The 8,589-nt window shown below is 61.0% G+C and carries 9 protein-coding genes and 1 pseudogene; all 10 read right to left on the bottom strand.

The window, feature by feature from the left end; translation table 11 throughout:
• A pseudogene (locus GR328_RS18380) lies at positions 1-126 on the bottom strand (transposase); the annotation flags it as partial.
• Between the two features lie 114 nt (positions 127-240).
• Positions 241-1,761: a tripartite tricarboxylate transporter permease gene (locus tag GR328_RS18375; protein WP_160886323.1), complete on the bottom strand. Its 1,521-nt coding sequence runs from the start codon at positions 1,759-1,761 to the stop codon at positions 241-243.
• Positions 1,762-1,768: 7 nt separating this feature from the next.
• Positions 1,769-2,266, bottom strand: a complete 498-nt coding sequence (locus tag GR328_RS18370; RefSeq protein WP_160886321.1) for a tripartite tricarboxylate transporter TctB family protein — start codon at positions 2,264-2,266, stop codon at positions 1,769-1,771.
• A gap of 23 nt (positions 2,267-2,289) precedes the next feature.
• On the bottom strand, positions 2,290-3,252 hold the full coding sequence (locus GR328_RS18365) for a Bug family tripartite tricarboxylate transporter substrate binding protein (protein WP_160886319.1): 963 nt from the start codon (positions 3,250-3,252) through the stop codon (positions 2,290-2,292).
• A gap of 236 nt (positions 3,253-3,488) precedes the next feature.
• Positions 3,489-4,220 carry an amino acid ABC transporter ATP-binding protein gene (locus tag GR328_RS18360; RefSeq protein WP_160886317.1) on the bottom strand — a complete coding sequence of 244 codons (732 nt, stop codon included), beginning with the start codon at positions 4,218-4,220 and terminating at the stop codon, positions 3,489-3,491.
• Positions 4,201-4,857, bottom strand: a complete 657-nt coding sequence (locus GR328_RS18355) for an amino acid ABC transporter permease (RefSeq protein WP_160886315.1) — start codon at positions 4,855-4,857, stop codon at positions 4,201-4,203. Before GR328_RS18355 ends, GR328_RS18360 begins: the two co-directional genes overlap by 20 nt.
• Positions 4,854-5,573 (bottom strand): amino acid ABC transporter permease, encoded by a 720-nt coding sequence (locus GR328_RS18350; protein ID WP_160886313.1) that lies wholly within the window; start codon positions 5,571-5,573, stop codon positions 4,854-4,856. The genes GR328_RS18355 and GR328_RS18350 overlap by 4 nt, the downstream gene beginning before the upstream one ends.
• Before the next feature lie 128 nt (positions 5,574-5,701).
• On the bottom strand, positions 5,702-6,520 hold the full coding sequence (locus GR328_RS18345; protein ID WP_160886311.1) for a transporter substrate-binding domain-containing protein: 819 nt from the start codon (positions 6,518-6,520) through the stop codon (positions 5,702-5,704).
• A 296-nt stretch (positions 6,521-6,816) separates the two neighbouring features.
• Entirely contained in the window at positions 6,817-7,698 is an 882-nt protein-coding gene (locus tag GR328_RS18340) for a dihydrodipicolinate synthase family protein (protein ID WP_160886309.1), read from the bottom strand.
• Positions 7,699-7,721: 23 nt separating this feature from the next.
• Positions 7,722-8,540, bottom strand: a complete 819-nt coding sequence (locus tag GR328_RS18335) for an IclR family transcriptional regulator (protein ID WP_160886307.1) — start codon at positions 8,538-8,540, stop codon at positions 7,722-7,724.
• Positions 8,541-8,589 lie beyond the last annotated feature (49 nt).

The following is an 8,589-nucleotide window of genomic DNA, read 5'->3' as shown; positions in this document are numbered from 1 at the left end:
ATCCGGCGCCGCGTCATCTAGATCAAGCCGGCGGAACCATCGATAGGCCAGATGACGCGAGACCTCCTCGCACAGCTTGCGCTCCGAGCGGATGCCGTAGCAGTAGCCGACGATCAGCATGCGCATCGGCCGTTTCTTCTTTGAGAAACTCACAACGCAGAGGTCCTGTGGAAGGGCATCTCCCATCTTGGATGATCGATGCGCATGGTTCGCCTTGCAGGAATGACCCGACTTGAAGACTTATCCGGTCAGCTTCACGGGTTTTGTAGCGAACATGAGGCGGAACAATTGTAGGATAGCGCTCACGAGCGGGATGCTCCACAGCAGCAATACGAACACGCCAAGGATGCCGGCAATCGGACGCTCAAAGAACGCGATCACGCTGCCGTCCGCAATCGTCATCGAGGTAAGGAAGTTCTGCTCCAGGAGCGGTCCGAGGACGATACCGAGGATGATGGGCGCGATGGGAATGCCGGCTTTGGACAGGGCGAAGGCGAGAACCCCGAAGACCAGCATGACGCCGATGTCGAAGACCGTGTTGTTGATCGCGAAAGAGCCGACGATGCAGAACAGCAGGAGGACTGCCATGAGTTGAGGGCGTGGAACGCTGAGGATCTTGCTGGCTGCGCGGATCGCGAACCAGCCGATCGGCAGCAGCGCGATATTGGCAATGAGGAAGATCATGAAGACTGCATAGAGCATCGCTCCCTGCGTCTCGAACAGGCGCGGACCGGGATTGATGCCCTTCATAAACAGCACGCCGACGGCGATGGCAGTTACCGCGTCTCCGGGGACCCCGAAGACCAGCGCCGGCACCCAGGCGCCGCTCAGGCCCGCATTGTTCGCCGCGCCTGCCTCGATGACGCCTTCGGGATGTCCCGTGCCGAATTTCTGCGGCTCCTTCGAGAACCGGCGCGCCGTGGTATAGGTGATCCAGGCCGCGATATCACCGCCTGCTCCCGGCAGAATGCCGATGATGGTCCCGATGATGGACCCACGGGCCACGTTCCTGCGGTATTTCGAGATGAGCGGAAGGATACCATGAAAAATGCCAGTGATCTTCTGGGGCTTCGCAAAACGCTGCCGAGCCGTTCCGTTCAGAAGGCTGTCAAGAAGCTCAGAGATGGCGAACATGCCGATCATGGCCGGCACGAAGCTAACGCCGCCCATGAGTTGCACGGACCCGAACGTGAAGCGGGGCGAGCCGCTGATCACATCCATGCCGACGCATGCGATCAGAAGGCCGATGAGCAAGGACAGCAATCCGGCGACAAGGCCCGACGCACTCACAAGCGCCGCGCAGGAAAGGCCTATGCATGCGAGCCAGAAATATTCGAAGCTCGAGAAGTTCAAGGCGACACGCGCCAGCGAGGGCGCTGCGACCATCAGGACGACGGCTCCGAACAGACCGCCAATGACGGAGGACACGAGACTGGAGCCCAGAGCCTGCGCGCCGAGCCCTTTCTTCGTCATCATGAACGTCTCGTCCGTATACGCCGCGGAAGCGGGCGTGCCGGGAATGCGCAGCAGACAGCCAGGAATATCGCCTGCGGTGATGGCCGTGGCGGTGCAGGCGACGATGGCGGCAATCGACGACAGCGGATCCATGAAAAAGGTCATCGGCACGAGAAGCGCCGTCGCCATGGTGGCTGTCAGCCCGGGAATGGCGCCGACGAAGAGCCCGAAAATGGAAGCCAGCAGGACGGTGACGACGACCTGAGGATCCGCGATGAGTCCGAAGGCCTCAAGAAGCGTTTGCATGTCTGCCTCACAAACCCAGCGGCGCGAGCAGGCCGGACGGAAGAGGAACCGTCAGGATTCTGATGAAGATCGCATAGACCATGATCGTGGACGCGACGGCGACGAGACCCGCAAGCCAGAGTCGCACGCCCAGCAGGATCATGAAGACCATCAGAACCACCGACATCAGCAGAACGAAGCCTGCGGTCTCCCACAGAAGGATCGTTCCCGCGAGCCCGGCAATGAGCCATGCAAGCGCCCCATAGAAGGGGCGCTCCGGAGCGCTCCCCTCCTCCGCGTCGGGCGCAGCCCACTCAGCTTCCGGAACGATCGCCGGCTCCGTCGGGCGCCGCGCGTTCAGGGCGTAGACGGCACCGAAAACCAGCAGCCCGATGCCGATCACCGTGGGGAAAAGACCCGGCCCATAGGTCTGGCCGGGGATCACCGGAAGGCGCATTGCTTCCATGATGACGCCTGCTCCCGCAAGAGACAGGATCACGCCTGCCAGAAACGGAGCTTTGCTCATGACGGACAGCTTCCGTTCGCGGTTTACTTCGCAAGTCCAGCGGCCTTGATGGCCGTACCGAAACGCTCGTCCGCATCCGCTAAAAATTTCGCGAATTTCTGTGCGTCCGCGTAGTCCATGCCGAACTTCCGGGCAGACATGAACGACTTGAACTCAGGTTTCTCAACGACTTTCGCCATGGCGTCCGAGAGCCGCTTCGCCACGTCGGCCGGCAGATCCTTCGGGCCCGCGATGCCGCGCCAGGACGACAGGTACCAGTCGACGCCAGCAGCCTCCTTGACGGTCGGCACATTCGGGAAGGAGGGATCGCGCTCCGCGCGCATGATGGCAAGCGTCCTCACTTCGCCTGCGTCGACCATCGCCTGCACTTCGGGAATCGTGGTTCCCACCACGGCGATTGCATTCGACGTGAGCAGCTGCAGCGCAGGCGTGATGCCGTCCGTTGGAACCCACGGAACCGTATCGACGGGCATCTGCGAGGCATTGAGAAGACCCGCCATCGCGAGATGAGGCGCGCCGCCGCGATTGGCGCCGGAAGCCTTCAGGGAGCCGGGCTTTTCCTTTGCCCTGGCCAGCAGCTCCTTCAGGTCCTTGGGCCCGTCGGGGCGCACGTTGATGCTCTGTGCGTCTGTATTATAGAGAGCGATCGGCGTGTAGTTCTTGTAGTCCAGCGGCGATGTCCCCAGCCAGTGATAAAGGGAGAGCTCGGTCGTGATCACGCCCAGGGTGTAGCCGTCAGGCTTTGCATTGGCGATTTCGGTATGCCCAATGATGCCGCCCCCGCCCGTGCGGTTGACCACGTTGATCGGTTTTCCAAGCTCCTGTTCGAGGAGCGACGCCACTGTGCGGGCCGTCGCGTCCGTTCCGCCGCCCGCCGCCCAGGGCACGATTAGCGTGATGGGCCGTTCGGGATATTGCGCCAGCACCGGAGTGCTGAGGGTGAACACCGCGGCAGCGGCAAGAACGAGGCGGCGGGTTAGCTTCATGGGATCCTCCAGTGACGTCGTTCGCCTTGCCACATTCGGTGGGAAGCGACCTCTTTAGTTTTCTGTCGGCCCGGTGCGCTGGGTTACAGCACCGGTTTGCTTATTGGCGCTTCGGCGCCATATATTCGGATCACCGTTCCGTATTTCGGACCGTACAAGTAAATAGCCACCGAATGGCGTTGTCAATTCCGCTGCGTCAGCCCTGGGAACAACACAGCCACGACTTTTGGATGAGATCACTTTAGGCTCGGGGCAATGAAGTTTCTCAATTCAGGGGTTTGCGGGTTGGCAAACAGCTCCTCCGAGGGTCCCTGCTCCCATACTTTTCCCTTGTGCATGAAGACGGTGCGGTCAGCGACTTGGCGGGCAAAGCCCATTTCATGTGTCACCAGCACCATGGTCATGCCCGCATCCGCGAGCTCTTCCATCGTCTTCAGAACCTCGCCGGTCAGTTCGGGATCGAGAGCGGACGTTACCTCGTCAAAGAGCATAACCTTGGGCTGCATGGCCAGGGAACGGGCAATAGCGACGCGCTGCTGTTGCCCTCCCGAGAGTTCGTCCGCATAGGCCCCGCTCTTCTCGGCCAGCCCGACGCGACGCAGCACGTCGTGTGCGATCGCCTCTGCCTCCTTGCGGTCGACTCCTTTGACCACCTTGGGCGCAAGGGTCACGTTTTCCATGACGGTGAGGTGCGGAAAGAGGTTGTAGCTTTGGAACACCATTCCGACTTCCTTGCGCAGACTGCGCAGGTCGCCGCCTTGCGGGCCGATCCGGTGTCCAGCCACTTCGATCAAGCCAGCCTGAATTTTCTCCAGACCGTTGATGCAGCGGAGCATGGTGCTCTTGCCCGATCCGCTGCGTCCGATCACCGCCACCACTTCGCTCGGTTCGATGTCGAGCGACACCCCGTCGAGAACCAGAAGCGCGCCGAAATATTTCTTGATTTCGCTAATGTGCAGGGCGGGCATGACGGTTCCCCTTCAAACGTTCGCTCAGGAAGGACAGCGGATAACAGATGGCGAAGTAAATCGCGGCAACCGTCAGGAAGACGTGGAAGGGCTGGAACGTCATGTTGTTGAGAAGTTGTCCGGCACGGGTGAGTTCCACGAAACCGATCAGTGCGACCACGGATGTATTCTTGACGATCTGCACCATGAAGCCGACTGTTGGGCCGAGCGAGATCTTGAACGCCTGCGGAAGAATGACGTAGCGCAGTTGCTGCGTTCGTGTCAGCGCAAGAGCGTCGGCCGCTTCCCATTGCTGTTTCGGAATCGCCTCGATGCAGCCGCGCCAGATATCGGCCAGAAAAGCCGTCGTATAAACCGCCAGCGAGACACCCGCTGCCACCATGGGCGGGAAATGAAGCCCCACGAAGCTCAGGCCATAGAAGGCCAGGAACACGATGATCAGCAGCGGCGTCGCCTGCACCAGCTGTATGAAGCCGGCGATCGCAAGACGCACGGGCCTGGGTCCCAACGTCCGCAGAAGCGCGAAGATCAGCGCGAAGAATCCGCCTATGACGAACGTCATGAGCGACAGAAGCAAGGTCCAGCCTGCGCCACGGATCAGGAACTCGACGCTCTCCCAACCGAATGATCTGATCATGCGCCAGCCCTCGAAACCTCGATGGCATCGGCAATAAGCGACGGCTTGGGCGGCGCCTTGCGCCGGAACAGCCACATGCCGATGCGCCAGTAGACGAACCTGAACGCGAAAGTCATTGCGATATAGATCACAGCGACGCACAGGAAGGTTTCGAGACTGCGAAACGTTGTCGACTCGATCCTGGCTCCTGCAGCCGTAAGCTCGGTGGCAGAGATTGCCGAGGCGATCGAGCTGCCCAACAGGGTAAGCGTGAGCTGCCCTGTCAGTGCGGGATAGATGATCTGGAGGGCAGGAATGATCACAACATAGCGCACCACCTGAAGGCGCGACAGGCCGAGCGCCAGACCGGCCTCGATCTGAGTTCGCGGAATGGCCTGCAAACCCGCCCGCAGAATCTCGGTTGAGTATGCACCGAGGTTCAGCGCGATGGCGATGATCGCCGCCATGTTCGCTGACAGCCGCACGCCGACATAAGGCAGCCCGAAGAAGATCAGGAAGAGCTGCACCAGCAGCGGCGTATTGCGAAAGAGTTCGACGTAAACGCCGACGGCACGGTCGAGCCAGCGGGGTCCTTCCGTGCGCGAGACAGCACCTACGACGCCGATCGCGAGACCTGCCACGATGGCCTGACCCGAAAGGATCAAAGTATTGAGCGCTCCTTCCACGAGTTGGGGCGCCAGCGCCATCACAGGCGTGAAATTCATCTGGTAGGCCATTCACATCGGCTCACGTTGGGCGCCTGCAACGCCGGACAGAGAAAGGTTGGCAACCGTGAGAATGCTCCCGCGAGATGCATCTGCGGGGAGCGGACGCGTCACGGGATGTCTCCCGTGACGCGAACCGATCAGAACGTGGGCAGCTTGCCACCGGGGATCGGAATGCCGACCCACTTCTGGTGCAGGTCCCCCAGAGAACCGCTGACTTCACTGTAGTAGATGTAGTTGTTGAGCCACCGGTGCAGTTCGTTGGCGTTCTTGCGCACGGCCATGGACCAGTAGAGCGTGAAGATCGGAACGTCGGACTTCACTTCGAGATCGGTTAGATTGTTCTTCTTGATCACGTCGTTGGCAACAGCGGCCACTGCCGCCGTCGCGTCGACCTGGCCAGAGATGAGGGCCTGCATCGCAAGCGCGTCGTCGTCAAAGCGAACGACCTCAAGACCTTTGATGCCGAAGCCGCTCACCGCCGCATCCTGCGTACTGCCCTTGGGAACTGAAACGCGCTTTCCGGCGAGGTCATCGAGCTTCTTCAGCGGCATGTCCTTGCGGGCAACGAAGCGCATTTCATACGCCCCGTAGGGATTGGTCATAAGAAACGTCCTGGCGCGCTCCGGCGTCGCTGTCATGTGGGCGATCAGCATGTCGACGCGGCCGGATTCGAGAGCCGCCGCGCGCGAGGCATTGTTCACGGGCACGATCTCGGCCTTCACGCCAAGGTTCTTGGCCACGTCATTGGCCAGATCGACCAGAAAGCCTGCGGTCTTTCCGCTGGCATCCACCGTGTCGTAGGGCGGGATGCCGGTGAGTACACCGATCGTCACGGTACCCTTCTGGGCAATCTCGCCTAGGGTCTGGGCCTTTGCCGGCACGGATGCAGCCGTTCCGGCGGCGACGGCAAAGGCCGTAGCGAGCGTGACGCTGCGGAGCTTCAAAAACAGGTTCACGATCTACCTCCCGTAATGTTCTTCTTGACCGCCAAAGCCCGGAATAGAGAACTCTGGACCGGAATGCGGAATGCAAAGATAATGCACCCCACATGTCAGATGTCAATTCCGTTTAGAACGATGGCCAAGCCTAGGGGGAGAGGAACCGAGCGGGAGACGGCAAAAGTCTCCTCTGGCATGCAGAAACTACAAGCCATCCTCCCGAGCTGCTTGCTTAGGAAGTGTAAAGGCCCGTACGTGTTTGGCAGCGGGATGGCCCGCTATCGCCGTGGCGGCCTGCCGGAATGGCTGGGCGCTCAAAGGAAGGGCGAGAGCGCTCGAGCGATGGCAGTCTGCTGGGTCTCGTTCGATGCCATCATGGGAGAGCGGGGAAAGCTGACGGGAACGCCCTGGAGGCTCTGAGCGGTCTTGACCTGAGCCGGCAGGTTCGGGGCCGAAACCGCCATCCAAATGTCAAGCAACTGCCTGTGCAGCAGAAGAGCCTGCTCCCGGTCGCCCTCTTGGACCGCATTCCACAAAGCCACGCAGGCGCGTGGGGCGGCGCTGGCTATGGCCGCGATGGACCCGATGGCTCCCACGTCGTAGCAGCTCATGAGGCCCCCATCGATAGCCGCGAACACACGTTCGGCTCCGACCTGTCGCACGAGATCCACATAGGTGCCGAAGTCCTTGTCGCTCTGCTTGACTGCCTGTACCTGCGGCACGGCCTCCATGATCCTCGCCGCCAAGGCTGGAGTCACGTTGGTCCAAGGAATGACGTTGTAGATGACCAGAGGCAGCTTCGTGACCTGCGCGACGGCAGCGTAGAACGACACGATCCCATCATCGGACGGCCGGAAGATATAGTGAGGTGGGGCGACCTGAATTCCCTGGATGGAAAACCTGTCAACGATTCTCGCCCTGTCGACCGCGGCCCGGGTGCTGTCGGCGATGATGCTGGCCAGGACCGGCAAGCGCCCGTTCAGGGTCTCCGTCGTCAGTTGAACAAGACGGGCGAGCTCATCCTCAGAGAGGGTATAGCCCTCCCCCGTGCTGCCGCCCACGACGACGCCGTGAACGCCCTGCCGCTCCATCCACTCGAGCTGCGCGATGTAGGCTCCTTCATCGATGTTTCCCTGGGCATCGAAGGAGGTCGTGACAGGCGCCAGCACACCACGGGGAAGCTGCAAGGCAGACATGAACAACTCCGGAAACTGAACCCTCAAGCCTTCTTATCGAAGCCAAGCTGACGGGAAATCTGATCGGCCGTCGCGACCACAAGCGCCGCTAGGGCGGGGAGCTTATCGTGCGTCACGCGCTCCTTGGGGCCGGACACGCTGATCGCCGCAAAGACACGGCCGGCCGAATTGTAGATCGGGGCTGCCACGCAGCGAATCCCCGGCTGATGCTCTCCCTCGTCGATGGAATAGCCGCGCTCGCGGGTGCGCGCGAGTTCCTCGCGGAGCTGGTCGGGATCCGTGATCGTGGTGGGTGTATAGGGCACAAGCCCAGTGCGAATGACTCTCTCCACCGCGAACGGATCCTGGTAAGCCAAAGCCGCCTTCCCAACCCCGGTGCAGTACGATGGCGAAATGGACAGGGTCGTAGTCCAGTTCACGCTGTTGCCGCCCGGCTCCAAGTGCTCGATGCTGACCATGTTGGTTCCGTCGAAAACGCATAGATGCGAATTCTCGCCGGTGGCGCTCATCAGCCGCTCAACGAAGTGCCGCGCCTCGCGATACACGTCAATGTTGCCCAGAACGATGCTGCCCAACTCGAAAAGGCGGATGCCCATCCGGTAACGGTCGCGCTCCTTGTCCTGTTCGAGGAGCTTTGCCTCCCTCAGGCTGCTGACGAGCCGGTGAACAGTGGTCTTCGGCATGCCGCATCGGGCCGAAATCTCGCTAAGCGTCAGAGAGCGGTCGTACCGGGAGAAGCAGTCCAGCACCGCCATGAGTTTGTGCATCGACTTCAGGGATCCCCGGTCGTTCACCTGAACTTCGGAAACCGCAGAACTCTTGTTTTGGTTAGTCTTGGCCATTGTTCCTCATGCAGACACAGCGTGTCGCAATCTTATGACGAGCTCCTAT

Origin of the sequence: Microvirga makkahensis (assembly GCF_009830105.1) — a bacterium.
Lineage (GTDB): Bacteria > Pseudomonadota > Alphaproteobacteria > Rhizobiales > Beijerinckiaceae > Microvirga > Microvirga makkahensis.
Note: the sequence above shows the minus strand (reverse complement) of the source record. Positions and strands in the feature narration are given on the sequence as shown.